24 protein-coding genes and 1 tRNA gene are annotated in these 22,939 nt (G+C 61.2%); 7 read left to right on the top strand and 18 right to left on the bottom strand.

Translation table 11 applies throughout. From position 1 onward, the window contains the following. The first annotated feature begins 26 nt into the window (after positions 1 to 26). Both gcvPA and gcvPB read left to right on the top strand, forming a co-directional pair. Positions 27 to 1,394, top strand: coding sequence for an aminomethyl-transferring glycine dehydrogenase subunit GcvPA (gcvPA, locus tag ACIGGE_RS00560; RefSeq protein WP_397489098.1), 1,368 nt, complete (start codon positions 27 to 29; stop codon positions 1,392 to 1,394). Continuing rightward, on the top strand, positions 1,391 to 2,980 hold the full coding sequence (gene gcvPB / locus ACIGGE_RS00555) for an aminomethyl-transferring glycine dehydrogenase subunit GcvPB (RefSeq protein ID WP_397489097.1): 1,590 nt from the start codon (positions 1,391 to 1,393) through the stop codon (positions 2,978 to 2,980). The genes gcvPA and gcvPB overlap by 4 nt, the downstream gene beginning before the upstream one ends. Before the next feature lie 134 nt (positions 2,981 to 3,114). On the opposite strand, the gene ACIGGE_RS00550 is transcribed toward gcvPB, so the two are convergent. Continuing rightward, the gene (locus tag ACIGGE_RS00550) at positions 3,115 to 3,882 is read right to left on the bottom strand and encodes a hypothetical protein (RefSeq protein ID WP_397489096.1); all 768 of its coding nucleotides are present in this window, start codon (positions 3,880 to 3,882) and stop codon (positions 3,115 to 3,117) included. A 38-nt stretch (positions 3,883 to 3,920) separates the two neighbouring features. Here ACIGGE_RS00550 and ACIGGE_RS00545 point away from each other — a divergent pair, with 38 nt between their 5' ends. Continuing rightward, positions 3,921 to 4,643, top strand: coding sequence for a hypothetical protein (locus tag ACIGGE_RS00545; RefSeq protein ID WP_397489095.1), 723 nt, complete (start codon positions 3,921 to 3,923; stop codon positions 4,641 to 4,643). On the opposite strand, the gene mmsB is transcribed toward ACIGGE_RS00545, so the two are convergent. The 13 genes from mmsB to ACIGGE_RS00480 form a co-directional block, all read right to left on the bottom strand. Next, positions 4,630 to 5,496, bottom strand: coding sequence for a 3-hydroxyisobutyrate dehydrogenase (gene mmsB / locus ACIGGE_RS00540; RefSeq protein WP_397489094.1), 867 nt, complete (start codon positions 5,494 to 5,496; stop codon positions 4,630 to 4,632). The two genes, ACIGGE_RS00545 and mmsB, sit on opposite strands and share 14 nt — an antisense overlap. Before the next feature lie 40 nt (positions 5,497 to 5,536). After that, a complete protein-coding gene (locus ACIGGE_RS00535) occupies positions 5,537 to 6,319 on the bottom strand; it encodes an enoyl-CoA hydratase-related protein (protein ID WP_397489093.1) in 783 nt (260 codons plus the stop codon). Next, the gene (locus ACIGGE_RS00530; RefSeq protein WP_103022380.1) at positions 6,316 to 7,359 is read right to left on the bottom strand and encodes an enoyl-CoA hydratase/isomerase family protein; all 1,044 of its coding nucleotides are present in this window, start codon (positions 7,357 to 7,359) and stop codon (positions 6,316 to 6,318) included. Before ACIGGE_RS00530 ends, ACIGGE_RS00535 begins: the two co-directional genes overlap by 4 nt. Continuing rightward, positions 7,356 to 8,510 (bottom strand): acyl-CoA dehydrogenase family protein, encoded by a 1,155-nt coding sequence (locus tag ACIGGE_RS00525; RefSeq protein ID WP_221598035.1) that lies wholly within the window; start codon positions 8,508 to 8,510, stop codon positions 7,356 to 7,358. Before ACIGGE_RS00525 ends, ACIGGE_RS00530 begins: the two co-directional genes overlap by 4 nt. 111 nt (positions 8,511 to 8,621) lie before the next feature. Then, positions 8,622 to 9,155 (bottom strand): DUF308 domain-containing protein, encoded by a 534-nt coding sequence (locus ACIGGE_RS00520; RefSeq protein ID WP_272020023.1) that lies wholly within the window; start codon positions 9,153 to 9,155, stop codon positions 8,622 to 8,624. A gap of 172 nt (positions 9,156 to 9,327) precedes the next feature. After that, a complete protein-coding gene (locus ACIGGE_RS00515; protein WP_397489092.1) occupies positions 9,328 to 9,861 on the bottom strand; it encodes a hypothetical protein in 534 nt (177 codons plus the stop codon). 80 nt (positions 9,862 to 9,941) lie between these two features. Further along, the gene (locus ACIGGE_RS00510) at positions 9,942 to 10,340 is read right to left on the bottom strand and encodes a RidA family protein (RefSeq protein ID WP_397489091.1); all 399 of its coding nucleotides are present in this window, start codon (positions 10,338 to 10,340) and stop codon (positions 9,942 to 9,944) included. Continuing rightward, positions 10,337 to 10,639 carry an I78 family peptidase inhibitor gene (locus ACIGGE_RS00505; RefSeq protein WP_397489090.1) on the bottom strand — a complete coding sequence of 101 codons (303 nt, stop codon included), beginning with the start codon at positions 10,637 to 10,639 and terminating at the stop codon, positions 10,337 to 10,339. Before ACIGGE_RS00505 ends, ACIGGE_RS00510 begins: the two co-directional genes overlap by 4 nt. A gap of 11 nt (positions 10,640 to 10,650) precedes the next feature. Continuing rightward, entirely contained in the window at positions 10,651 to 11,118 is a 468-nt protein-coding gene (locus tag ACIGGE_RS00500) for a hypothetical protein (protein ID WP_397489089.1), read from the bottom strand. Positions 11,119 to 11,145: 27 nt separating this feature from the next. Then, on the bottom strand, positions 11,146 to 12,639 hold the full coding sequence (locus tag ACIGGE_RS00495; protein WP_301642221.1) for a CoA-acylating methylmalonate-semialdehyde dehydrogenase: 1,494 nt from the start codon (positions 12,637 to 12,639) through the stop codon (positions 11,146 to 11,148). Positions 12,640 to 12,730: 91 nt separating this feature from the next. Continuing rightward, positions 12,731 to 13,945, bottom strand: a complete 1,215-nt coding sequence (locus tag ACIGGE_RS00490) for a DUF819 domain-containing protein (RefSeq protein WP_397489088.1) — start codon at positions 13,943 to 13,945, stop codon at positions 12,731 to 12,733. A 30-nt stretch (positions 13,946 to 13,975) separates the two neighbouring features. After that, positions 13,976 to 15,049 (bottom strand): PLP-dependent cysteine synthase family protein, encoded by a 1,074-nt coding sequence (locus tag ACIGGE_RS00485; RefSeq protein ID WP_397489087.1) that lies wholly within the window; start codon positions 15,047 to 15,049, stop codon positions 13,976 to 13,978. Positions 15,050 to 15,194: 145 nt separating this feature from the next. Beyond that, positions 15,195 to 15,401 (bottom strand): hypothetical protein, encoded by a 207-nt coding sequence (locus tag ACIGGE_RS00480; protein ID WP_397489086.1) that lies wholly within the window; start codon positions 15,399 to 15,401, stop codon positions 15,195 to 15,197. A gap of 239 nt (positions 15,402 to 15,640) precedes the next feature. Here ACIGGE_RS00480 and ACIGGE_RS00475 point away from each other — a divergent pair. Beyond that, positions 15,641 to 15,714, top strand: a tRNA-Gly gene (locus ACIGGE_RS00475). 82 nt (positions 15,715 to 15,796) lie between these two features. Here the strand turns inward: ACIGGE_RS00475 and ACIGGE_RS00470 are convergent. Beyond that, a complete protein-coding gene (locus tag ACIGGE_RS00470; protein WP_397489085.1) occupies positions 15,797 to 16,738 on the bottom strand; it encodes a LysR family transcriptional regulator in 942 nt (313 codons plus the stop codon). Between the two features lie 454 nt (positions 16,739 to 17,192). On the opposite strand from ACIGGE_RS00470, the gene ACIGGE_RS00465 reads away from it, so the two are divergent. Continuing rightward, positions 17,193 to 17,975, top strand: a complete 783-nt coding sequence (locus ACIGGE_RS00465) for a GGDEF domain-containing protein (RefSeq protein ID WP_397489084.1) — start codon at positions 17,193 to 17,195, stop codon at positions 17,973 to 17,975. Positions 17,976 to 18,053: 78 nt separating this feature from the next. Here the strand turns inward: ACIGGE_RS00465 and ACIGGE_RS00460 are convergent, their stop codons facing one another. Further along, a complete protein-coding gene (locus tag ACIGGE_RS00460) occupies positions 18,054 to 18,242 on the bottom strand; it encodes a DUF1328 domain-containing protein (RefSeq protein WP_103022701.1) in 189 nt (62 codons plus the stop codon). Between the two features lie 202 nt (positions 18,243 to 18,444). Between ACIGGE_RS00460 and ACIGGE_RS00455 the strand changes: the two genes are divergently transcribed. Beyond that, positions 18,445 to 19,644, top strand: coding sequence for an MFS transporter (locus ACIGGE_RS00455; RefSeq protein WP_397489083.1), 1,200 nt, complete (start codon positions 18,445 to 18,447; stop codon positions 19,642 to 19,644). Positions 19,645 to 19,698: 54 nt separating this feature from the next. On the opposite strand, the gene ACIGGE_RS00450 is transcribed toward ACIGGE_RS00455, so the two are convergent. Beyond that, the gene (locus tag ACIGGE_RS00450; protein WP_397489082.1) at positions 19,699 to 19,959 is read right to left on the bottom strand and encodes a hypothetical protein; all 261 of its coding nucleotides are present in this window, start codon (positions 19,957 to 19,959) and stop codon (positions 19,699 to 19,701) included. Positions 19,960 to 20,049: 90 nt separating this feature from the next. Between ACIGGE_RS00450 and ACIGGE_RS00445 the strand changes: the two genes are divergently transcribed. Next, positions 20,050 to 21,921 (top strand): ABC-F family ATP-binding cassette domain-containing protein, encoded by a 1,872-nt coding sequence (locus tag ACIGGE_RS00445; protein ID WP_397489081.1) that lies wholly within the window; start codon positions 20,050 to 20,052, stop codon positions 21,919 to 21,921. A gap of 148 nt (positions 21,922 to 22,069) precedes the next feature. Here ACIGGE_RS00445 and ACIGGE_RS00440 read toward each other — a convergent pair whose 3' ends face one another. Next, on the bottom strand, positions 22,070 to 22,864 hold the full coding sequence (locus tag ACIGGE_RS00440) for an SDR family oxidoreductase (protein ID WP_397489080.1): 795 nt from the start codon (positions 22,862 to 22,864) through the stop codon (positions 22,070 to 22,072). Positions 22,865 to 22,939 lie beyond the last annotated feature (75 nt).

Raw genomic sequence — 22,939 nt, 5'->3', positions numbered from 1 at the left:
CTTTGCCGGGATGACGGGACTTTGAAATGCGCTACCTACCCCTGACCGATACCGATCGTTCGGCAATGCTGGACGTGATCGGCGCACCGGACATCGACGCCCTGTTCGCCGATGTACCCGAAGAGGCCCGCCTTTCCGGACCGATCGAGGGCCTGCCGATGCATGCCAGCGAGATGGCCGTCGAAAAGCATATGCGGCGGTTGTCGAAGAAGAATCTGGCGGCATCGGATGCGGCCTTTTTCCTGGGGGCGGGGGCTTACAAGCACCACATCCCCGCGAGCGTCGATCACATCATCCAGCGCGGCGAGTTCCTGACCGCCTACACGCCCTATCAGCCGGAAATCGCGCAGGGCACGCTGCAGATGCTGTTCGAGTTCCAGAGCCAGGTTGCGCGGCTTTACGGGTGTGCGGTGGCCAATGCATCCATGTACGACGGTTCGACCGCGTGCTGGGAAGCGGTCGCCATGGCGGGCCGCGTGGCGCGCGGCAAGAAGCGCAAGGTTGTGCTTTCGGGCGCACTGCACCCGCACTACGCGGAAGTCGTGCGGACCATGGCGAAGTTCACCGACGACGAGATCGCCGGTGCCCCGCCGAGCCTGACCGCCAAGCCCGACGATGATGGCCTGATTGCCCGCATCGATTCCGATACGAGCTGTGTCGTGGTGCAATATCCCGACATTCTCGGGCGTCTGCCGGACCTCGCGAAGATTGCCGCAGCCGCGCATGACAAGGGGGCCCTGCTGATTGCAGTCAATACCGAACCTGTCGCACTGGGGGCAATCAAGTCGCCGGGCGAACTGGGGGCGGACATCGTGGTCGGCGAAGGCCAGGCGATCGGCGTGGGCCTGCAGTTCGGCGGCCCTTACCTCGGCCTGTTTGCCGTGCGCGACGAAAAGCATGTGCGCATGATGCCGGGGCGCCTGTGCGGCGAAACGGTAGATGCGGAGGGCAAGCGCGGCTTCGTGCTGACCCTGTCCACCCGCGAGCAGCATATCCGCCGTGAAAAGGCGACCAGCAACATCTGCACCAATTCGGGCCTCTGCGCGCTGGCTTTCAACGTCCACATGACCCTGCTTGGCGAAAAGGGCCTGCGCCGACTGGCAATGGAAAACCATCGCCTGGCGTGCCTCGCCGCGGACCGTCTGGCCAAGGTGCCCGGCGTAACGGTGCTGAACGATACCTTCTTTAATGAATTCACGGTCCTTCTCGGCACCGATGCGCGCACGGTCGTGCGTCAACTGGCCGATGACGGCGTTCTTGCAGGCGTGTCGCTCGGCCGCCTGTTCCCGGGAAGCGAGAATCTGGCAAACGGACTGCTGGTTGCCGTGACTGAAACCACCACCGAGGAGGACATCGAAACGCTTGCCTCCGCACTCGAGGAGGTGCTGGCATGAGCACGCCCAATGCATCGGGCTGGAAGCCCGGCACCCCCGTCGAAGGCCATAACGCAATGAGCGGTCCCGATACGGCCACCGGCAATCGCGCGCTGATGCTGGAAGAGCCGCTGCTGTTCGAGATCGGCCATGTCGAGACGACCGGTGTGGACCTGCCGGATCCCGGGAGCGGGGCGAACCGGCTTGGCGGTTTCGAGCGGAGCGAGGCGATCGGCCTGCCGGGCCTGTCCGAACCGGAAACCGTCCGGCATTACACGCGCCTGTCGCGGCAGAATTACGCGATCGACCTCGGCCTTTTTCCGCTGGGTTCGTGCACGATGAAGCACAATCCGCGGCTCAACGAAAAGATCGCGCGCATGCCCGGCTTTGCCGACGTGCATCCGCTGCAGCCGGTCGACACGGTGCGCGGTGCGCTCGAAGTCATCAATGAACTCGCTCACTGGCTCATCGATCTTACCGGCATGCACGCCGTCGCCATGAGTCCCAAGGCGGGCGCCCATGGCGAATTGTGCGGTATTCTGTGCATTCGCGCCGCACTCGAAGCGCGGGGCGATGCACGCGAGGTGATCCTGGTGCCGGAAAGCGCGCACGGGACCAATCCCGCGACGGCCGCCTTTGCCGGTTACAAGGTGGAGGACATTCCCGCGACCACCGAAGGCCGCGTCGATCTGGAAGCGCTCAAGGCGCGGCTGGGCCCCGATGTCGCTGGAGTGATGATCACCAATCCGAATACGTGCGGCCTGTTCGAGCGCGACATGAAGGCGATCTCCGATGCAGTCCATGCGGCGGGAGGTTTCGTCTATTGCGATGGGGCGAACTTCAACGCCATCGTCGGCAAGGTCCGCCCCGGCGATCTCGGCGTCGATGCGATGCACATCAACCTCCACAAGACCTTCTCCACCCCGCATGGCGGGGGCGGCCCGGGCTCGGGCCCGGTCGTCCTTTCCGAGGCACTCGCTCCGTTCGGACCGCTGCCCTACACGGCGCGGACCAAGGACGGCGTCGTCCACCTGATCGAAGAAGAGGATGCGGAAGAGTTCGCCAAGGAACATTTCGGCGGGGCGCTGCAGCACTTCGGCCGGATGACCGCGTTCCATGGCCAGATGGGCATGTTCACGCGGGCGCTCGCCTATATCCTCAGCCACGGGGCGGACGGGTTGAAGCAGGTTGCCGAAGATGCCGTGCTCAACGCGAATTACATCCTGCGCAGCCTGGACGATGTGCTCGACGCGCCATTCGGACCAAGCGGCCCGTGCATGCACGAGGCATTGTTCAGCGATAAGGGCTTTGCAGAAGGTCTCTCCACGCTCGACCTGGCCAAGGCCATGATCGACGAAGGCTATCACCCGATGACCATGTATTTCCCGCTGGTCGTCCACGGGGCCATGCTGGTCGAGCCAACCGAAACGGAAAGCAAGGCGGCGCTGGACCAGTTCATCATGGCTCTGCGCAGCGTCGCCGAGCGCGCGAAAGAGGGCGACGAAAGCCTGAAGACCGCGCCGCATTACGCGCCGCGTCGCCGCCTCGACGAAACGCAGGCTGCGCGCAAGCCGGTGCTGGCCTGGAACGATCCCGATATGGCATGATGCTCCGGGGGCTGCCGCTAGCAGGCGGCGAGCCCGCGGGCATATCTTTGGACGTCGTCCCTTCCAGCACCGCGTCGATGTGGCGCCCGGTCAGACGCTGGCGGATGGGGCGGCACGTCGGTGCGGCCTGAGTGTCAGGCCGTGGCGAGGCGTTTCATCAGCAGCTTTTCGGTGACGTGCAAACTGTGCTCATCGTTTACGGCGATCGCGCAGTAGCCGTGCTCCATCACGATCGGAGCGAGTTCGAAGCCGTCGCGCTCCGACGCTTCGGCCAGGCGGCCGGTATCCTTCGCAAACTCTCCGCCGCTGCACATGATCTGCGCCACGGAGAGTGCGCAGGCATCGGCGATCCAGTAGGTGTTGCAGGTCGAATATCTGCCTTCGGAGAATTCATAGCATCTCCCCTGCCTGTCCGGATCGACTGCGATCACGTCTTCCTCGCGGGCAATCGCGGAAGCAGCAGCGGCCTTGCTCGCGATGGCCTTGTCGGCAAACTCGGTAAAGTCCCGGGGAAGCCACAGGCAGTTGTCCGCCCTCGTGATCAGGATCGGATAGCTCGCGCCATCGGCGCCTGCGAACATGCTATCGACCATGTCGAACGCTTCTGACGTGAACGCCAGCCGTCCTTTATCGACCAGTTTTGCAATCGACGGAATGGCTGCGATTTCATCGGCCTCGCGTGCGGCGATGTGGATTGCGCCGATGCGCGGGCTCTTGGCGGCATTCATGACAAGCCGCTCGATCATGGGCATGCCATCGACGGGAACCAGGTATTTGCGAGACACGCCCGCGCGTTCGGCCAGCTGATCGCGCGCGGGGGAGCTTGTCCCGGCCACGATCAGGGCAGTGACCTTGCCATCGTAAACGCTGCTCATCCCTGCGCAGATAGGCGCGACGGTCATGGTTGTCACTGTACCGGCCCTAGGGCACTGGAGGGGGCATGCGGATCATCTTTTCACGCAAGGGGTTCGATAGCGCGTCGGGTGGCGGGCCTTCGCCGATCGTCGGTGGGCGTCCGTTGAGCCTGCCGATACCCGCAGGAGCAGCCTCCCGCACCACATTTGGCGATCTCGGTCTCGGCGCTCACGCAAACAAGGCCAGCAGAGGGCGGCTTGGAGCAGACGATCTGTGTCATCACGACCCGATGTTCCTCAGCGATGGCACCTGCCTGTTCGGCCAGTGCGGCGCGGCGCAAACCCACCTTTCCAATCGCGGCGTAGGTGTGGGCGATGTCTTCCTGTTCTTCGGCCTGTTTCGCGAAGACGGGGGCGATCCGCATCATCGCATCTTCGGCTATCTCGAAGTGGAAGAGGTGATCGATCTGACAGGAGAGGTTCCGGACCGACTGATCGAGCATGGACACCCGCATGCCCTCGCCATGCACGCTTCGAACGATACGATATATTCGGGGCCGGGCGAAGAGGCACGGCGGGCCAGCGATGCCTTGCGCCTCACCGCTGCGGGCGCGTCGCCATCCGTGTGGGAGAGGCCGCCCTGGATGGCGCGCGGTGGGCTGAGCTATCATGACCGCGCCGACCGCTGGCTGCGGGGCGGGAGGTTGAAAAGCGTCGCCCGCGGACAGGAATTCGTAGCCGATGTCGGCCGGCGCAAGGTCCCGCGCGAATGGCTCGCGCGGGTACTCGATGAAATCAGAGCGTCTTGATGATCGCCGAGAAATCGAGGCCGGCGTTGTCCTTGGCGAACTGTTCGTAAAGCTCTTTCGCGTGGGCGCCCAATGGGGTGGACGCATCGGCGGTCTGTGCGGCTTCCATCGCGAGACGCAGGTCCTTGAGCATCAGACCGGTAGCGAAGCCGCCTTTGTAATCCTTGTCCGCAGGGCTTTCCGCGCCGACGCCGGGCATGGGCGTATAGGCGTTGAGCGACCAGCAGTAGCCCGACGACTGGCTGGAAATCTCGTAGAATTTCTGCGGGTCGAGGCCCAGCTTCTCTGCCATCTTCATGGCTTCGGCAGTGCCGATCATGGAAATGGCGAGCAGCATGTTGTTGCAGATCTTGGCGGTCTGGCCAGCGCCTGCATCGCCAGCGTGGATGACGGCCTTGCCCATGGCCTGAAGCACCTCTTCGGCACGTCCAAAAGCCTTCTCGGTCCCGCCGACCATGAAGGTGAGTGTGCCGCCGTTGGCCGCCGCGATCCCGCCTGAAACAGGCGCGTCGACCATGTCGTAACCGGCGGCCTCGGCCGCAGCGCTCACCTCCTTGGCGGTGGCAACGTCGATGGTCGAACAATCGAGCAGGACGGCCCCCTGCGGAGCCTTGCCGATCACGCTGCCTTCGTAGACCGACTTCACGATCTCCCCATTAGGCAGCATGGTCACGACGCCGTCGACGCCTTGGACGGCTTCGCCCGGATCTGCGAAAGTTTCACAGCCGTTGGACTTGGCCGTTGCCAGCGCTTCTTCCGACAGGTCGAAGGCGTTCACTTCGTGCCCCGCCTTGACGAGGTTCGCGGCCATGCCGCCGCCCATGTTGCCGAGGCCGATGAAGGCGATTTTCATGTTCTCTCTCCGGGTATTCTTTTATTCCGAGGGGATCGGCTTAACGGCCCTTCCACTGGCCTTCGCGCTTTTCGACAAAGGCGGCCATGCCTTCGCTCTTGTCCTCGCTCGCGGCGAGAATCTGGAAGATGCGGCGTTCGACGATCAAGCCCTGATCGAGGCTGGTTTCGAAAGCGGCGTTTACCATTTCCTTGTTCGCGATCGCGGCCATCGGTGGCATCGAGGCGATCTGCTTCGCTGTCTTCATTGCTTCATCGAGAAGCTGATCGTGCGGCACCACGCGGGCGACGAGATTGCTGCGTTCTGCTTCCTCGGCATCCATCATGCGCCCGGTCAGGCACATCTCCATGGCCTTGGACTTGCCGATGGCCTTTGTGAGGCGCTGCGAGCCGCCCATGCCCGGCGCAACGCCGAGCTTGATTTCCGGTTGGCCGAACTTGGCGTTCTCCGACGCGATGATGAAATCGGCCATCATCGCAAGTTCGCATCCGCCGCCCAGCGCGAAGCCGTTGACCGCGGCGATCCACGGCTTGCGGGTTTTCTTGACGATCTCGCTGGTCCAGGGCGCGAAGAAGTCCTCGAGATAGAAGTCGGCTGCTTCCTTCTCGCTCATTTCCTTGATGTCGGCGCCTGCGGCGAATGCCTTGTCGCCCGAGCCGGTCAGCACGGCGCACAGCTGGCTGTCGTCGGCCTGATAGGCGGCGAACGCATCGATCAGTTCTTCCAGGACCTTGCTGTTAAGCGCGTTCAGCGCCTTGGGGCGGTTCAGGGTGATCAGCGTTACGGCATCGCGCTGTTCGACCGTGATGGTTTCATAGCTCATAGGGGTCTCCATTCCTCGTCGGCGGGAAGCGGGGCGAAGATCTGGTCGAGCAGTTCCTCGCTCACGCCCTCGGGCGTCGCCGGGTCCCATTTAGGGTCGTTGGTCTTGTCCACGATCACTGCGCGCACGCCTTCCGAAAAATCCGGACGGGTCAGAACGCGGCTGGCGATGCGGTATTCCATGCGCATGTTGTCGGCGAAGCTGTCGAGCTGTTCGCTTTCCTTAAGCTGCCGCAGGGCTACCTTGCAGGTCTGCGGGCTCTTGGTGCGCAGCGTCGCGAGTTCCTTCGCTGCCCATTCGCTATCGTCCGCTTCAAGGCTTGCGAGGATGTCCTCGTAGCGGTCGGATGCGAAATGCTTCTTGATGGCAGCTTCGTTGCTTTCGAGCCGCGCAGCCGGCGGGGTCTTGGCAAGCGCGCTCAAGACCTGCCCCGGTTCGTGACCGGCGGCGATGCGCGATTTGGCTTCGGCCAGATCGGCTGGATCGAGATAATGCGTGGCAATTCCTGCCCACACGCATTCCGCGCCATCGAGCCGCGCACCGGTAAGCGCAAGGAATTGTCCGAGCCGCCCGCCGAGGCGCGACAGGTGCCAGCCGCCACCAACATCAGGAAACAGGCCGATCCCTGTTTCCGGCATGGCGAAGCGCGTGTTCTCGGTCGCGACGCGATATTTGCACGGCATGGCGATGCCGACGCCGCCGCCCATGGTGATGCCGTCCATGAAGGCCACGATCGGCTTTTCATATTCGAACATCTGGTGGTTGAGCTGGTATTCGTCGTGAAAGAATTCACGGCCGCTTTTACCGCCGTCGTTGAGCGCCGAATTGCGCAGGAGATTGATGTCCCCGCCCGCGCAGAAGCCGCGCCCTTCGGCGTGGTCGAGAATGATGGCCTGCACGGCTTCGTCATCCGCCCAGTCAGTCAGCGCCGCGCTGATTGCATGGCACATGTCGAGCGTCAGTGCATGCAGCGCCTTGGGGCGGTTGAGCGAAAGATGGCCGGCGTGGCCGTGGACATGAATGTTTACGTCTTCGGTCATTGTCTCAGCATCTCCCGCCCGACGATCATTCGCATGACCTGATTGGTGCCTTCAAGGATCGAATGGACGCGCAGATCGCGCCAGAAGCGTTCGATCGGATATTCCTTGAGATAGCCGTAGCCACCGAAGAGTTGCAGCGCGTCATTGACTACCTTGCTGCCGCTGTCGGTTGCGAGCCGCTTGGCCATGGCGGAGAACTTGCTCTTGTCCGGCGCGTTGTCGGTGACCTTGGCCGCCGCGAGGTAAAGCAGCGCGCGGGCAGCTTCCAGATCGGTAGCCATGTCGGCCAGCATGAACTGGGTATTCTGGAAATCCGCGATCGGCTGGCCGAACTGCTGCCGTTCCTTGGTGTATTTCACCGCTTCGTCGAGGCAGCGCTGTGCGCCGCCCAGCGAACAGGCGCCGATGTTGAGGCGTCCCCCGTCTAGGCCCGCCATGGCGTAGCGAAAACCATCGCCTTCCGGCCCGACACGATTGGCGACCGGCACCCGCGCATCTTCGAAGATGAGCTGTGCGGTGGGTGAGGCATTCCAGCCGAGCTTCTTCTCCGGTTTTCCGAAAGACACGCCGGGCGTGTCCTTGTCGATCACGAGGCAGCTTATCCCCTTGGTCTTGTGTTCGCCGGTGCGGACCATCGTGACATAGACATCGTTGAAGCCGCTGCCCGAGATGAACTGCTTGGTTCCGTTCAGCACGTAGTGGTCGCCATCGAGCTTCGCAGTGGTCTTGAGACCCGCGGCATCCGATCCGCTGCCCGGCTCGGTCAGGGCATAGCTGGCGACCTTGTTCATGGTGACGAGGTCGGGAAGGTACCGACCCTTGAGTTCTTCTCCACCGAAGCGGTCGATCATCCAGGCGGCCATGTTGTGGATGGATATGAAGGAACTGGTCGCCGCGCAGCCATAGGCCATGGCTTCCATGATCAGCGCCGCTTCAAGCCGACCGAGGCCGATACCGCCTGATTCCTCGCTGACGTAGATCGCGCCGAAGCCGAGTTCGGCGCTCTGCTTGATCACGTCGATAGGGAAGTGCGATTTCTCGTCCCATTCCCCGGCAAAGGGCGTGATGTTGTCGGCCGTGAAGCGCTGCGCCATTTCCTGGATCTGCAGCTGTTCTTCGGTGAGCTGGAATTGTCCTGCATTCGTCGTCATGGGGCGCGCTGTAGCGCCGCCGGACAGGCGAGGGAAGGGGGCGTCCGGAGGAGGGCGGTGCCCGATCAGATTACCAAGGTCGTTGGAATGGATCGGGCACAGCCAGTGAGATCAGAATTGCCCGCGGGTTTTTTCGGCCTGTGCAGCGATAGATGCCATGGAAAACATGGAGATGCTGCTGAAGAGAAGCTCGAAGCCCAGGAAAAGTCCCAGAATGCTCATGGCGGAAGCTGGGAAATCCGCGAAGATCAGAACTGCAAGGAGGACAGAGATAACGCCCGAGACGAGCATCAGCCAGAACAGGCGGGTGCCGCGCAGATGGAATGCGGAGAATATCCGCGCAATACCCGAGATGAGTATGATGCTGGCAACCAGCAGGGTAAGCGTCAGTACGCCGGCGAGCGGATTGGCGATCAGCGAAATGCCAAGGAGCAGTGCAGCAAGGCCGAAGATGGCCATGAACATCTTGTGGCGTCCCCTGTCGAGCTGGAACACGCCGACGAGGGCGAGAATGCCGAACATGATGAAGGACCAACCAGCGAAAAAGTTCACTGCGAGCGTCGCAGGTACAGGATTGAGAAGAGCGAAGAAGCCGCCGATCAGAGCGATTATTCCGCCGATTATCCACCAGACATGTGATTTCATTGTAATTGTATGCCCCCAATTATGCGTCGACCCAATCGAGCGATATCACGAAGGCCGCGCCGGATCATGCGGAAATCATGATAAGGCAGTGCTTCGCCGGAAAGGGGGAGGGGCGGCGTAATGCGGTAGCCGTGTGCAGCAGGATCAGTGCCGAATGCCGCCCGGGCGCGCTTCAGCCGGGACAGCGTTTGTAAACGCGCGCTTCGTCCCGCCCTTCGTTATCGGTAACCGTAAGCGTCCGGCTTTCCGGATCGACTGCGAATGTCAGATCCGCGCTGGTCGGCGTATCGGCATATGTCGTATCGAATATGGCGCGGACCATGCCCGCCCCGCGTTGCTTCACTTCGGTGGCCTTCCCGCGATTCTCGAAGACGCTGAAGCGGGTTTCGTCGATTTCCAGTACTTTGCCGATATTATCGCCTGTCGCCCTTTCGCATTGCGCTGCGGTGGGCGCAGGGCCATCGGTCAGACGCCATTTGCCACGCAGGGCGACAGGGAAGGTCCTGTCATTCGAGACGGGTGCTGTATCGCCCATCGCGTCAGGAGCGGCGGGGTTCGCCGCAGGTCCGTTCGGATCGGGTTCGATAGTTCCGGCCGGGGTGGGTTCAGCGGTCGCATCCGCGGCCGTTTCATTGGTATCGCCCGACGGGGAACAAGCGACGAGGCCCGCTAAAGCAATCGGGGCAAGATACAGCAGTGGCTTCATAAACAATCTCCGGGAATACCTTGGCGTTTGCGATCAACCGTTTGTGCTGTCCCACGTTCCGATCAGGACGATGGGCACAATCAGCCCGAGGGTGGCATGCCCAGTAAAGCTTCCGCTTCCATCTCGACCTTCCATTCCGGACGGCAGAGCCATGCGATGCCCGCCATGGTCGCTGCCGGACGCGCTTCACCGAAAAAGCGGGCATGGACCGCGCCCACAGCATCCTGATCGGCCGGATCGGTCAGCAGCATGCGGGTGCGTACGACATCATCGGCGCTGCCGCCCAGTTCTTCGATGGCGCGCAGGATGAGGACGCAACAGCGTTCGGCCTGAGCGGCTGCATCGCCGGGCGTGGACGAGCCATCGTCTTCGACCGGTCCCGTACCGGCCACGATTATCCGATTGCCTTCCCGCACCGCCCGAGCGAAGCCGAATTGCGCTTCGTAGGGCGATCCGGTGAAGGCGTGTCGGCGTGTCACCCGCAGGTGATTTCGGTGATTTTCATCTCGTCATCATAGCGGACATTCACGCGATCTTCGCGGTAATCCATCGTCCATGCCGAATTGGGCGGGCCCCAGCGCAGCGACCGGGCACCGCTTTCCTTCTGGATGGTGGCGCCGATTGCCGCCGAAACGGTGCTGCCAACATGCGACTGCGCAGCGTCAGCGTTGCATGCCCCGGCCATGGGCGGCGGTTGATCTGCCGGGGTATCGGGCCCCGGGGTGGTGGCACAGGCAGCAAGCGGGACGGCCATGAGGCCCAGGGTGAGAATGCGCATTACGGGGGCTCCTATTCGCACTTCGTCAGGGGTGTAGGTTCGAACTGTTCTTCGGGATCGACAGCGGACGGGGTTAGCGTCTGGCCGTTATTGGAAAGGGTGAACATACGCGCCATCTGCCATTGTTCGCCTTCGCCCTCCATCGCCAGCGAGACGACGATCTTTTCGGGACTGTCGACCTCGATACGGGTTACGTCGCCGTGCGATTCGTAGAACTGGAATGTGGTGGGCAGGATTTCCATCCGGGTGAGCGATGCGGGGGCGCAATCGCCGCCACCAGCATCCCACACACCCAGAAAAGCCGCGGGGATGGTGTCCGCCGTGACGGGTTCGGGCGGACCGGCCCCGTCGCCGATGCCGCCATCGGGTTCGACCGTCATCGTGGCATCGGGATCGGGCGCGGTGTCGGAATTGTCCGAACAGGCGGCGGCCAGCAGGACCACGGGCAGGGCGAAGGAGAAAGTTTTGCGTGTCATCATCAGTCCCCAACGCTCCTGCGAAAGGTCTTATCCCATCGTGGGGATGACGAAGGCGTTGGAACCATCGCCGCCGCCATCTGGCCAGCGCTGCGTGACCTTCTTGGCTTTGGTCCAGAACTTGAGGCCTTCCATGCCGTACTGGTCGGTGTCGCCGAAGCCAGAGCGCTTCCAGCCGCCGAAGCTGTGATAGCTGACGGGGACGGGGATCGGCACGTTGATGCCAACCATGCCGACATTCACCCGGTGGGCGAATTCGCGTGCAGCATGGCCATTGCGGGTGAAGATGGCGACGCCATTACCGTATTGATGCTCGCTCGGCAGGCGAACGGCATCCTCGAAATCCCGGGCGCGCACAATCTGCAGCACGGGGCCGAAGATTTCTTCCTGGTAGCTTTCCATGTCGGTGGTTACGCGGTCGAGCAGGGTCGGGCCGACGAAGAAGCCGTCTTCATGCCCCTGAAGGCTGAAGCCGCGACCGTCGATCACAACTTCGGCGCCTTCCTTTTCCGCCGTGTCGATCCATTGTTCGATCCGCGCCCTGTGTTCGGGCGTAACGACGGGACCGTAATGGGCGTCCTTGTCGGTGCTGACACCAACGCGCAGGGCATTGATCGCGGGGATGAGCTTTTCGCGCAACCTGTCCGCTGTATCCTCGCCGACCGGGACGACCACGGGCAGCGCCATGCAACGCTCGCCCGCCGAACCGAAGGCTGCCCCGGCCAGATCGTTGACTACCTGATCGAGGTCGGCATCCGGCATGACAATGCCGTGGTTCTTTGCGCCGCCCATGGCCTGCACGCGCTTGCCCGCAGCAACGCCGCGCTTGTAGACATAGTGGGCGATGTCGCTCGACCCGACGAAACTGACGGCGGCGATATCCTCATGATCGAGGATGGCATCGACCATTTCCTTGTCGCCGTGGACGACCTGCAGCAGCCCTTCGGGTGCGCCAGCTTCGACGAAGAGTTCGGCGAGGCGAACGGGCACGCTGGGATCGCGTTCGGACGGCTTGAGGATGAAGGCGTTGCCCGCCGCGATCGCCATGCCGAACATCCACATCGGGATCATCGCCGGAAAATTGAACGGAGTGATGCCCGCGCCGATACCCAGCGGCTGGCGCATCGAATAAACGTCGATGCCGGGGCCTGCGCCCTGCGTGTATTCGCCCTTGAGCGCCTGCGGAATGCCGCACGCATATTCGATGACTTCAAGCCCGCGCTGCACATCGCCGTGCGCATCGTCCACGACCTTGCCGTGTTCGCTGGCGAGCAGCTCGGCAAGTTGCTGCTTGTTTTCTTCGACAAGCCGCTTGAATTCGAACATGACCCGGGCGCGCTTCTGCGGATTTGTCGCGGCCCATTCGGGCTGCACCTTCTTGGCAGCCGCAACCGCCTGATCAAGCAGGGAAGCATCGCCCAGCGCAACTTCGGCCTGAACCTCGCCCGTCGACGGGTTCCAGATCTTGTGCTTGCGGGTGGCTGCCGGGCTGTTGCCGGCAATGAAATGGTCAACCTGACGCATGGGAAAAATCCTCTCTTTCGTTGGCAACGGCCAATACGCACGAGAGGTCCGAAATCAACCGGTATCGGCTGAAACCTTCACGAACTGCGGTCTAGCCGACCCCTGCCATCATCTGCGCGCACAGGATGGCGCCGTATGTTCCCAGTGCATAGCCAAGCACGGCAAGCAGCACGCCGACTGGGGCGAGGGCGGGGTGAAATGCAGCGGCTATGACCGGTGCGGACGCGGCCCCGCCGACATTGGCCTTGCTACCTACCGCGACGAAGAAAAACGGCGCCTTTATGATCTTGGCGACAACCAGCAGCAGTATCACGTGGAACAGCATCCAGATGAAGCCGATCGCCATGAAAGCAGGAGCATCCGCGATCTTCGTAACATCCATTCGCGTGCCGATTACTGCAACGAGCAGGAAAATGAACAGCACACCGAACTTGCTCGCCCCGATACCCTCCAGTTCGCGGGCGCGGGTAAAGCTGGCGGCAAGACCGAGAGTGGTCGAAATGACCACTACCCAGAAGAATTCGCTGGCCAGCGTCGCCTCTTCGCCCTGCAATTCGGCGAAGAAATTCCCGAGCCAGCCACCAAGCAGATGCGAGAGGCCGACGACCGCAAAGGTAATGCCGAATAGCAGGACATAGTCGTTTGCCTTGGCAACGCGTTCGATACTTTCGGTGTAGTCGGCCATGGTATCGCGCAGCTTGGCGATCGAAGAACTGTCCGCGCCCAGCCAGCGGTCGACACGCTCATGCGCGCCAGCGCCATACAGCAGGAAGACCATCCAGATTTCGGCGACAATGATGTCGACAGCCAGTAGCGCAGCAAAACCTTCGAGAGGATAACCATAGACTTCGAGCATCGCGGTCTGGTTCGCTCCGCCGCCGATCCAGCTTCCTGCGAGCGTTGCAAGGCCCCGCCATGCTGCCGTGTCGCCGGAACCGATAATCGATGGTTCGAACTGCGCAACGATCCACAGCGCCAGTGGGCCACCCAGGATAATGCCGACGGTGGCGGTAAGGAACATAATGATGGCCTTATTGCCAAGGCCCAGAATGCCCTTGATGTCGATGCTGAGCGTCATCAGGAACAGCGCGGCGGGCAGGAAATAGTCCTTCGCCACGGGCCACAGATTGCTCTGCGACACGTCGATCAGGCCGAAGGTCGTCATCAGGCTGGGTACGAGGTAGCAGATCAGGATGATCGGCACGAAGACATAGAATCGCTGCCAACCGGGCCTCTCGCGCGTGGCGAACACGAACGCGAGGACGAGAGCCAGCAGGCCAAGGATTATCCTGTCATCGCTGATCATGATCGTGCGGCCCCTTATCCTGCCTGAATGTCATTCGGCCGCGAATGTGCCGGTTTCGAAGAAATGCGCGATTTTCTTTTGCTGCGGCATGATGTCCAGACCACGCGCTGCGAGCCATGCGCTGTCGAAGATCGTATCGGAATAGCGCGCGCCATCATCGCAAAGGATGGACACGATCGATCCTTTCCAGCCGCGTTCGGCCATCTCCGCCGCGATCTTCGCGCACGCCCAGACGTTCGTTCCGGTAGATCCGCCGCAGCGGCGACCCAGGCGCTGGCTGACTTCGTGCGCCGCCGCGATCGAGCAGACGTCCGGCACGGCTTCCATGCGGTCGATCACATCGGGGAGAAAGCTGGGCTCGACCCGCTGTCTGCCGATGCCTTCTATGCAGCCCGCTGAATGATCCACCCGCTCGATCGAGCGATCCTGCCAGTGGCGGTGAAACACGGATCCTTCCGGATCGGCCACGCATACGCGCGTGTCGAAACGATTGTATCGTGCGAAGCGCCCGATGGTGGCAGACGTCCCGCCCGTGCCCGCACCGCACACGATCCAGCGCGGTACGGGATGCGGTTCGCGCTCCATCTGGGCGAAGATCGATTCGGCAATGTTGTTGTTGCTGCGCCAGTCTGTGGCGCGTTCGGCAAAAGTGAACTGGTCGATGTAATGGCCGTCCAGTTCATCGGCGAGCGACTGCGCTGCGTCGTAAATTTCGCATGGCCGATCGACGAAGTGGCATTCCCCTCCGTAGAAGGCGATGGCATCAAGCTTCGCCTGCGCTGTCGAGCGTGGAACGACGGCGATAAAACGCAGTCCGAGCATCCTGGCGAAATAGGCTTCCGAAACGGCAGTGGATCCGCTGGACGCCTCGACAATAGCGGTGCGTTCGCAAATCCATCCGTTGCACAGACCATAAAGAAATAGCGATCGGGCAAGGCGATGCTTCAGGCTGCCGGTCGGATGACTGGATTCGTCTTTCAGGTAGATGGCGATATCCGGAAGGGCCGGTACGGGCAAAGGTATGAGATGGGTATCGGCCGACCGATGGAAATCGGCTTCGATCCGGCCGATGGCCCAGTTCACCCATTCACGATTGGTCGACATTGGGGCCTTGTATAGCCCTCCTCCCAGGAGGGAACCCTCGCCGGACGCGTTTTCCGCGGTTGGTCGGAGATTGCGCTAGCGGCAGGTCAACGCCAGACGATACACGCGCCGCAAAGGACAAACGTGGCCGGCCGACAAAAGGCTATCAGGCCGTGCGCGCGATACGCCACACGGCAGAATGGGACAGACGTTCGATCCGACAGATATCGCCCGCTTCGTCGCGCAGCTTCGCCCACCGACCAGGCGCGATCGTCATGGCCCGATCCAGCGCGCCATTGGGCGTGAGAGCAGAAAACGAGATCGTCTGGGAGATCCCATCGTCATCCACATATTGGAGATTGTAGTCATGCATATAAGCTCGCTCCGATCGGGGAGTCCGCCAAGTGGTCGGTTGAAAGCCTGCGACTCCGTCCAGTGATGGTGAACGGCAGCCTAACTACCAGATGGTGACTTCATTCCCTAATTGGGTTTGGTGGGGTTCGCTGGTGCAACACGTAGGGGCAGCCAAGCCATATTGACTGATCGAGCCCTGTCGTGGCAGGCGCCTCGTCGCGTTGTATGGCCGATACGGCATGAAGTCGGACATGGTTCGCGGGTGTAGCTCAATGGTAGAGCAGCAGCTTCCCAAGCTGACGACGAGGGTTCGATTCCCTTCACCCGCTCCAGTTTTCCTAGCGTGCTTCAAGATAACCACCGGTTAGCGAACCGTAAGGTGTGCAGCCTTTGGTCTGGCACATCGGGAATTGGTCAGGCGGCGAAGGTCGCCCGGATCAGGCCGCGTAGCCATTGAAGTCCTGGATCGTCAGCGCGCTCTGTGGCCCAACCCAAGAAAATTTTGGTTTTTGGATATTCAAAGGGGACCGGAAGTATTCTCAGCCGATAGATCGGTGCCACCAGTTCGGCATAGCGTCGCGGCACTATCGCGATCAGGTTTGTCGTTGCGATCGTAACCGTCAGGCTGGCAGCATTCGGTACCACGGCTACGACCCGGCGTTCCAACCCGGCCGCCATCACCAGCCGCGCCGTGGGAAGGTGCAGGCGCATTTCCTTTTCGACCACGGCGTGCCCGTTCTCCGCGAACTGCTCTGGCGAGAGAGCGTGCCCGATCGTGGGGTGGGCTGCCCGGACGACGCAGACCGCCTCGCCGTCCATAAGCGGCTCGAGCGTGACACCGGGCTGATCGTGCAGGGAAATGTCGAGCATGATATCGGCGTCGCCATTGGTGAGTGCCTCGTGCGGTCGCGACCAGTCCGGCGTAATCACTTCGACCGAGCAAGATGACTGCGCATCATCGAGCGCTTTGATGATCGGCGGCAGAACCGACGGTACGCTGAAATCGTGCAAGAGCAGCCGAAACCGGCGATCGGCGGTAATCAGATCGAAGTCGGTTTCGAGCGATAGGCCGCGCCGCAAAGCGGTCAGCGCTTCTTTCACTGGAGGTAGGAGAGCCCGGGCGCGCGCCGTTGGCTTCATGCTACGATCCCGGTGCACAAAGAGCTGGTCGGAGAAATGATCTCGAAGGCGCGCCAATGCATTACTGACAGTAGGCTGCGTCATACCCAAAACCCGGGCTGCCTCGCTGACGCTGCCGGTCTTGTAGACGGTTTCGAACACGATAAGCAGATTAAGGTCGAGCTTGCGCAAATCGCGGCTCTGCCGCTCTTGTTGAGCCTCATCAGAGCTTGGCATTTATCGCCCCCGCAAATACCACGTCGTCGCTAGCATTGCTTCCGTCAGGGCAATTGCTTCAGAAGTTCAAGGCCTTCGTCGTTATTATTACCGATCGGAATATGCACTATTCTGATTTCTACGGTTTCCATGCGGAAAGGCAACTGCTTCATCGCGCGCGCAAGCCATGTGCGAATCCAGTTAGCGCAAGTTAGGCATGGGCGAAGCATTTGGGGTTTGAGCAGGGGAATTGGTCGTGGGTCTTATATGTGCGCAGCGAGAGGTCGTAGCTTGCCGGGTGCGTGGGTGGCCTGGGACGGCATTCAATCCGTAAGGAGCGGAGTTCGCCTCGATGCGGTTGGGCCAGAGAGACAACTCATACAACTTCGACAGCGATCCTTCCGGGGCCGTTCGGTCGCGGGGATGTTTGTCTCAGGCTCACTTGGGCTACGGCCTCTTGGCGGGGCAAATATTATTGACCCCCGCGCTGATCGCGGCGCCTCCCTCAGCAGCTGCACAGTGCGGATATCTGCTCTTCACGGCTTTCGCCTGTTGGCACTTCCGCAACCTGATTTCTCACCTGATCATCCTGTCGGCATGCGCTGTCTTGCTGGTTTCAGCGTGGGTCCATGACATGCCATGGGAAGCATATTTACTGGTCCCCATGACACTCGCTGCAGGAATGGGCGTCAGCAGAGCTAGATCTGGATTTAACGACGCCGAAAAGGCGGCGAATGTCGATAAGCTTACAGGAGCGCTTACACCGCGCGGTTTCGAGAAAATGCTTCGGACGGAATTGGCGAAGGCAAAAAGTGACGACCGCACGACAGCTCTGATATTTCTAGACCTTGATCACTTCAAATCGATCAACGACCGCTACGGACATTCGGGGGGCGATGAAGTACTGCGTCACGTGGTCACCGCCCTGCGAGGTGCCTTGCGGGAAAAAGACCATGTCGCGCGTATTGGCGGCGACGAGTTTCTTGTCTTTCTTCAGGTCGCAAATGATCCGGAGAGGCAGGAAAGTGTTCAAAGTTCGCTTGTTGGAGCGATCGAAACTCTACCGTGGGGAATCAGTACGAGTGCAGGCGGGATTGTAATCCCCCCCGATAACTACCCCAATCCAGGTTCGCTGATCCGACTGGCCGATAACCTTATGTACGATGTCAAACGGTCCGGACGGGGGCGCCTGGACATGCAACATCTCCCGACTACCGACCCGGGGTGTCTATCTGCGGCAAGCCCACAGTTGAATTGACCAGCATGGTCGACGACTGATCCGCAGATTCAGAACTCGCCAGCTATTAGGTTCGGTCATTCACTCACAGTAAGCGGCTCACTGTTTCAGCTTGTCTGCAGCCGCCTTCGCACCCTTCCAGCCCAGGAAGAAGAAGATCGCGCTCGCAATCAAGGCGACGACGAATATGATCAGGGCCAGATCTGCCAGAAAGCCTGCAACGCCTCCAAACCCGAGGATTGCTGCGACGAGTGCGATGATGGCAAGTGTAATGGCCCAACCGAACATGTTGATCTCCTTTGGTTTATCCAACGATGCGACGCGCCATCCCGTTCCGGAGGGGCAAACTCTCTGTACCAATATCGGGGACACGCCAGAGGCGGTTGGCGTCTAGGATAAATATCGGGAGACGTGCCGTGGGGCTTGATCGAAGCTGCGCCGCTACCGATCTAGCGCAATCTTCCCCTCACTCCCCGTGACAGACCACATCATGACCCATGCCGCAGATCCACTTTCAACGGGTCGCATAGCCTTCATCATTCTTGCTCTTGCCCTCGGCGGGTTCGCAATCGGCACGACGGAGTTCGCTGCCATGAGCCTTCTGCCGTTTTACGCAGCAGACTTCGCTGTCACCGAACCGGTCGCAGCGCATGCCGTAAGTGCCTACGCGCTCGGGGTGGTGGTCGGCGCGCCGATCCTCGGGCTGTTCGGGGCGAGTTGGCCGCGGCGGCGTCTGCTGGTTGTGCTGATGGTCCTGATCGCGATGGGTAATGCGGCGACAGTGTGGGCGCCTACTTATCATACGCTGCTCGCTTTCCGGTTCCTTAGCGGCCTGCCTCACGGCGCCTACTTCGGGGTGGCAGCGCTCTTGGCCGCCTCGCTTCTTCCGGAGAAGCGCGCCGCGGCCGCATCTTACGTGATGGCCGGTCTGGCTGTCGCCACGGTGATCGGGGCGCCTTTCGCCAACTGGCTTGGCCTGCATGTCGGCTGGCGCGTCGTATTCGGCGGTGTCTCGGGAATCGCCCTGGCGACCGCCACCGCGCTCCTGATCCTTGCCCCCCGAAAACCAGTGGAAGTAGGGCGGAGCATGCGGCGCGAGATGCATGCATTGGCGCATCCGCAGGTTCTGCTGACGCTTGGAGCAGGTGCGGTGGGCTTCGGCGGCCTGTTCGCAGTATACAGCTTTTTAGCACCCGTTCTTACTGAATATACCGGCGCAACGCCTGCATCGGTTCCGTGGGTGTTCGCGATATTCGGACTCGGAATTCTCGTCGGAAATCTACTGGGCGGTTGGATTGCCGATATTTCTTTAAAGGCTGCAGCGATCGGCCTGCTTGCATGGAGTGCAGTCTTTCTCGCGGCCTTCACTTTCGCTGCTACAAATTTCTGGCTGCTATCTCTCGTCTGCTTTGCCATCGGCATGGGCGGCGGCCTCGGCCCAATTCTCCAGGTTCGCCTGATGGATGTCGCCGGCGAGGCGCAGACTATGGCTGCCGCCCTCCATCATGCGGCCTTCAACATCGCCAATGCACTAGGTCCTTGGCTGGCGGGTTTGGCCATCACTGCCGGAATGGGCTGGACCGCTCCGGGATGGGTAGGCCTGTGCCTCGCGCTGGGAGGTATCCTGATCCTGTGCGTGGCATTCAAATTGGAACGTCACCGGGAGCGAAGCGCGCTGACAGCGAGCTAGCAGCAACGCGTTTGGTGGCGCGCAGTAGCTAAAGGCAACTTGTCTCCTGGGCCCTTAGTCTGGCGTGGCTGCGGCGATCATATCCATCATGTTGCGCGCTGCCTCTCGATCGGTTGCATCTTTGAATGCGACATCAAGGTCGGGCGCTGCATCCAGCATGTAAAGCAATGTCCAAAGCGCGAACCGCCGGCCGCGGTCGCGCTCAAGCCCGAGGTCGACAAGCATGCGATCGATCCCCGCCGGCATTGCAGCCGGATCGACGTTGGCCAGATCGGGCGTGCCGAAGTACCGCTGTAGCAGATCCTGCATCTCCATTTCGACGGGCTAGCGCACGACGTAAATCTTGCAAGTTTCACAATCCGTATTTTCTTTGGGGAACGACAATAGGCTGTTAGGGGGCCGCGCATGCTTACAATCGATGGTGTCACAGTGCGGCTTGGCGGCCGGGCCATTCTCGAGGGCGCCAGCGCGACCGTTCCGGTTGGTGCGCGCGTCGGCCTGATCGGCCGCAATGGCGCAGGCAAATCCACGCTGATGAAAGCGCTTATCGGCGAAATTGAACCGGATGAGGGCGAAGTCAGCAAACCGTCGCGCGCCCGCATTGGCTATATTGCGCAGGAAGCGCCCAGCGGCACGATGACGCCGGAAGAGGTCGTACTCGCGTCTGCTACCGAGCGGGCGCAATTGCTGGAAGAGCTTGAAACCTGCACCGACATGAACCGCATGGGCGATGTACACGATCGCCTGCTGGCGATCGACGCCTACAGTGCCCCGTCGCGCGCGGCCAAGATACTGAGCGGGCTGGGCTTCGATGAAGAGATGCAGAAACGTCCGGTCGAAAGCTTTTCGGGCGGATGGAAAATGCGCATCGCTCTCGGCGCGCTCCTGTTTTCCGAACCCGACATCCTGCTGCTGGACGAACCTTCCAACCACCTCGATCTGGAAGCGACGCTCTGGCTGGAGAATTTCCTCAAGTCCTATCCCGCAACACTCGTAGTAATCAGTCACGAGCGCGACCTCCTGAACAAGGTGGTCGATCACATCCTGCACCTCCAGGGTGGACAGTTGACGCTGTATCCGGGCGGTTATGATGCGTTCGAGAAACAGCGGGCCGAACGTGCGGCGCAACTAGCGGCTGCAAAGGCTTCGCAGGATGCGCAGCGCGCCAAGTTGCAGGATTACGTCGCCCGTAACAGTGCCCGTGCTTCGACTGCCAAACAGGCGCAATCGCGAGCGAAGATGCTGGCGCGCATGCAGCCAATCGCTGCGCTCATGGAGGACCCAAGCTTAAGTTTTGACTTCCCGGATCCTGAAGAGCTGCGATCGCCGATGATCACGCTGGAGCAGGCGGCCGTGGGTTACGGCGAAGCGCCGCCAATCCTCAAGCGACTGAACTTCCGGATCGAAGCAGACGATCGCATTGCGCTGCTCGGTCGTAACGGAAACGGCAAGACCACGCTCGCGCGCCTTCTGGCTTCGCAGCTCGCCGCAGCGGAAGGGGAGGTGAATGCACCGGGACGGCTGAAGGTCGGCTATTTTACCCAGTATCAGGTAGAAGAACTGGCTGGCGAAGACACGCCTCTCGACCTGATGAACCGCGCGATGGACGGCGCAGCCCAGGGTGCGGTTCGAGCACAACTGGGACGGTTCGGTTTTTCCGGCCCGCGAGCGCAGCAGCGAGTGGACAAGCTATCGGGTGGAGAACGCGCGCGGCTGGCGCTGGCATTGATCACGCGCGATGCGCCGCACTTGCTGATACTGGACGAGCCCACCAACCACCTGGATGTCGACGCACGCGAGGCCCTCATACAGGCGCTCAACGATTATTCGGGAGCCGTCATCCTTATCAGTCACGATCGCCACATGGTCGAACTGACTGCGGATCGGCTGATCCTTGTCGATAGCGGCACTGCGACCGAGTACGCTGGAAGCATGCAGGACTACATCGATTTCGTTCTGGGTCGGAACCAGCCCAAGGGAGATCGGCGCAGTGGCGGCGGAAAATCGCGCGGCTCGCGCGGGAATAAAACCGAGGCTCAGTCCCGCGAGGCCAAGTCCGAACTGGCCAAAGCCGAAAAAACCATGGAGCGGCTCACAGCGGAAGTCGAAAAACTCGACCGTTCGATCCTCGAAGGCAGCGCGAAGACATCCAACTTGGATGGTGTGTCGATGGAGGAGCTGTTGAGGAAACGAGCCGACGCGGTCGATTCCTTGGCGGTAGCAGAAGAAGCATGGCTGGCAGCCGGGGCCGCTCTCGAAGCGATCGGGCAGGTTTAGGGCCCTCCATTCCGGACATCTTTTTCGAAACTTAAAGCGCGGTGCTTGAGCTGCGCGTTTCTGGATTGGCGATATGTAAGATTTTCGTGGTCACACGTAGAACGAGAGCAAGTCCGGCCGTATGGATCTGCCAATCGCCTAAAATGGGTTACTTGGGCGGCATTCTTATCGCCCCGTCGAGCCTGAACTGGTGACCGTTGATATAGCTGTTGCGGGCGATTTCGCAGATTAGCGAAGCGAATTCTTCCGGGTGACCGAGGCGTTTGGGGAAGGGAACGCTCGCATTCAGCCGGTCCCACATCTGCGGATTACGTTCTTTCATGCCAAGCATCAGCGGGGTGGCGAAGATGCCAGGCATCACGGAGTTCACGCGAATGCCGATGTCCATCAAATCGCGTGCCATCGGCAGGACGAGCCCGTTGACGCCGGCCTTGCAGCTACCATAAATCACTTGGCCGATTTGCCCGTCCTGCGCCGCCACGCTGGCCGTCAGGATAATGCAACCGCGCTCGCCATCTTCGTTGAGCGGCTCGGAATTGGCCATGCCCAGCGCGGACAGGCTGGCAATGCGATAGGATGATACGAGGATGCCTTCGGCGCCAAAGGCATAGTCTTCCGTTTCCAGTCGCTTGTACCGAGATGCGTCCTTGTCCCAGCCCAGCGTTTTTCCGCGCCGGCTGGTCATTGCGCAATGTACGGTGACGCGCTCCTGCCCATTGGCCGCACGGGCCTTCGCAAAACCATCAACGACCGATTGCTCATCGGTGATGTCCACCAGCACGAAGGTTCCACCGATTGCTTCGGCGTGTTCTTCGCCCGTTTTTTCGTTCACATCGAAGATTGTGACTTTCAAGCCAGCGTCCGCCAGTGCCTGCGCGCTCGCCTTGCCGAGCCCCGAAGCGCCGCCTGTGACCACTGACGCCATGCCATCTGCGAGTTTCACATCGCTCTCCTGTTCGTTTTTCTGCGTGCCGTGCTATTGCAAGCATGGACGCTTAGGAAGATGGACGGGAGCGAG

Source organism: Qipengyuania sp. NPDC077410, assembly GCF_044543405.1.
Taxonomy (GTDB): domain Bacteria; phylum Pseudomonadota; class Alphaproteobacteria; order Sphingomonadales; family Sphingomonadaceae; genus Qipengyuania; species Qipengyuania pacifica.
This window is presented reverse-complemented; position numbering and strand designations above follow the sequence as displayed.

Excerpts from the sequence above, each read along its gene's own strand:
- ACIGGE_RS00455 (WP_397489083.1), top strand. The coding sequence starts at position 18,445 with ATGACCCATGCCGCAGATCCACTTTCAACGGGTCGCATAGCCTTCATC.
- ACIGGE_RS00495 (WP_301642221.1), bottom strand. The coding sequence starts at position 12,639 with ATGCGTCAGGTTGACCATTTCATTGCCGGCAACAGCCCGGCAGCCACC.
- ACIGGE_RS00460 (WP_103022701.1), bottom strand. The coding sequence starts at position 18,242 with ATGTTCGGTTGGGCCATTACACTTGCCATCATCGCACTCGTCGCAGCA.
- ACIGGE_RS00485 (WP_397489087.1), bottom strand. The coding sequence starts at position 15,049 with ATGTCGACCAATCGTGAATGGGTGAACTGGGCCATCGGCCGGATCGAA.
- ACIGGE_RS00525 (WP_221598035.1), bottom strand. The coding sequence starts at position 8,510 with ATGACGACGAATGCAGGACAATTCCAGCTCACCGAAGAACAGCTGCAG.
- ACIGGE_RS00545 (WP_397489095.1), top strand. The coding sequence starts at position 3,921 with ATGCGGATCATCTTTTCACGCAAGGGGTTCGATAGCGCGTCGGGTGGC.
- ACIGGE_RS00515 (WP_397489092.1), bottom strand. The coding sequence starts at position 9,861 with ATGAAGCCACTGCTGTATCTTGCCCCGATTGCTTTAGCGGGCCTCGTC.
- ACIGGE_RS00520 (WP_272020023.1), bottom strand. The coding sequence starts at position 9,155 with ATGAAATCACATGTCTGGTGGATAATCGGCGGAATAATCGCTCTGATC.
- gcvPB (WP_397489097.1), top strand. The coding sequence starts at position 1,391 with ATGAGCACGCCCAATGCATCGGGCTGGAAGCCCGGCACCCCCGTCGAA.
- ACIGGE_RS00530 (WP_103022380.1), bottom strand. The coding sequence starts at position 7,359 with ATGACCGAAGACGTAAACATTCATGTCCACGGCCACGCCGGCCATCTT.
- ACIGGE_RS00500 (WP_397489089.1), bottom strand. The coding sequence starts at position 11,118 with ATGATGACACGCAAAACTTTCTCCTTCGCCCTGCCCGTGGTCCTGCTG.
- ACIGGE_RS00445 (WP_397489081.1), top strand. The coding sequence starts at position 20,050 with ATGCTTACAATCGATGGTGTCACAGTGCGGCTTGGCGGCCGGGCCATT.
- ACIGGE_RS00490 (WP_397489088.1), bottom strand. The coding sequence starts at position 13,945 with ATGATCAGCGATGACAGGATAATCCTTGGCCTGCTGGCTCTCGTCCTC.
- ACIGGE_RS00535 (WP_397489093.1), bottom strand. The coding sequence starts at position 6,319 with ATGAGCTATGAAACCATCACGGTCGAACAGCGCGATGCCGTAACGCTG.
- mmsB (WP_397489094.1), bottom strand. The coding sequence starts at position 5,496 with ATGAAAATCGCCTTCATCGGCCTCGGCAACATGGGCGGCGGCATGGCC.
- ACIGGE_RS00505 (WP_397489090.1), bottom strand. The coding sequence starts at position 10,639 with ATGCGCATTCTCACCCTGGGCCTCATGGCCGTCCCGCTTGCTGCCTGT.
- gcvPA (WP_397489098.1), top strand. The coding sequence starts at position 27 with ATGCGCTACCTACCCCTGACCGATACCGATCGTTCGGCAATGCTGGAC.
- ACIGGE_RS00470 (WP_397489085.1), bottom strand. The coding sequence starts at position 16,738 with ATGCCAAGCTCTGATGAGGCTCAACAAGAGCGGCAGAGCCGCGATTTG.
- ACIGGE_RS00550 (WP_397489096.1), bottom strand. The coding sequence starts at position 3,882 with ATGACCGTCGCGCCTATCTGCGCAGGGATGAGCAGCGTTTACGATGGC.
- ACIGGE_RS00450 (WP_397489082.1), bottom strand. The coding sequence starts at position 19,959 with ATGGAGATGCAGGATCTGCTACAGCGGTACTTCGGCACGCCCGATCTG.
- ACIGGE_RS00480 (WP_397489086.1), bottom strand. The coding sequence starts at position 15,401 with ATGCATGACTACAATCTCCAATATGTGGATGACGATGGGATCTCCCAG.